The organism is Candidatus Erwinia dacicola (genome assembly GCF_001756855.1).
In the GTDB taxonomy this organism is placed as follows: domain Bacteria; phylum Pseudomonadota; class Gammaproteobacteria; order Enterobacterales; family Enterobacteriaceae; genus Erwinia; species Erwinia dacicola.
Window position 1 is genome coordinate 1 of the sequence record NZ_MAYS01000459.1, and the last position, 1,165, is coordinate 1,165.

3 protein-coding genes are annotated in these 1,165 nt (G+C 46.1%); all 3 read right to left on the reverse strand.

The window, feature by feature from the left end; all coding sequences use genetic code 11:
- Window positions 1–210, reverse strand: a 210-nt coding sequence (locus BBW68_RS12250; protein WP_186821332.1) for a recombinase family protein, incomplete at its 3' end; no start/stop codon positions are given.
- A gap of 159 nt (window positions 211–369) precedes the next feature.
- Complete coding sequence (locus BBW68_RS12255; protein WP_070135582.1) at window positions 370–648, reverse strand: hypothetical protein; 279 nt, start codon at window positions 646–648, stop codon at window positions 370–372.
- Between the two features lie 143 nt (window positions 649–791).
- Window positions 792–1,165 (reverse strand): hypothetical protein (locus tag BBW68_RS12260; protein ID WP_222563090.1); only part of this gene is annotated, 374 nt, incomplete at its 5' end.

The window sequence follows — 1,165 nt, forward strand, 5'->3', positions numbered from 1 at the left end:
TTTTACGGCGCACCTGATAAGATCGCCCTTCTCAGCATCATTTAGCAGGCGCATAAGCTCAGGGCGTTGCAGGGACGCGCCAGACGCATTCTCAACGTACCATCCGGCTACCCGGTGGTTATGCTCAAGTGCAAAGGCTTTAAGCCGCTGCTGGGCGCGTGACGCATCCTGATCGTGTGCAGAAGCCCGGAGGTATCCAAATATGTACATGACCGCCTCTTATGTCATTAGGGTTATGTCACTATAACCTATGTCATTAGAGTTATGCCATTAAGGCGCGAGGGGAAGGATTCAGAGGGTGACAGAAGGGTATACTCATAAGACATAGCTGATAGTTGTATCTATCAGCTATTCGTGACTGTCACGATATTATTCTTTTGTAGCTTGGGAAATGAACCAATCGTTGACGTGTTTAGCTACTAGGGTTCCGTCCCAACCGACAAACTGTATCGTTTTGAACGGAGTTTCTTTGTATTCCCCTGGCTCTGGCCCCCTATACATGATCGTGCTATATGGCTCGTCTGGTTGCCATTGTATGTCTACAAGACTATAGGTGGCGCGTGAAAATTCTGAATCTGACTGTGCAACAACTGGGTAGTTACATGGTAATTCAGGTCCGGCGGCCATTCTGTAATCTGCTTCAGTCATATTGTCTATTTTCTCCTGAATCCGGCAGTTCCTGCAAAGGTGTTCGCCCCTTCGCATGTCTTCACCGCATAGCGGACAGTTATCTAAATCATCTAACCTCATGAAAAATCCCTCTCGTTAAGCGCTGGCGTTAATTTTCGTGTTTATGGCCAGAATGGATCTAAGAACCACTCAGCGATAACTCGTTTATTTTCTGTGCTTAAAATTCCGGCTGCACGTGTTATGTCAAAATCAACGTTTCGGTTAAACCACACAGACAAGAAGAACGTCATGAGAATTTTCTCTCCGCTACTCAGAGGGAGATCATCCGCTGATTTCACTTTCACCGCTCGTTCTTCAAAATCCCAATACCTTGCAAGGTCTGGATACTGATCAACCATTTGTTTGAAAAGAAACTGATCGTTAGTCATGTGAGATTCCCTATAGTTATGGTCATTCCGTCTTTGAGGCGTTCTGTCATAGCTTCCTCCTGTTGAAATTAACACTACCGTACAGCCATTGACATCCTCCCCGCCCT

Excerpts from the sequence above, each read along its gene's own strand:
- BBW68_RS12255 (WP_070135582.1), bottom strand. The coding sequence starts at position 648 with ATGACTGAAGCAGATTACAGAATGGCCGCCGGACCTGAATTACCATGT.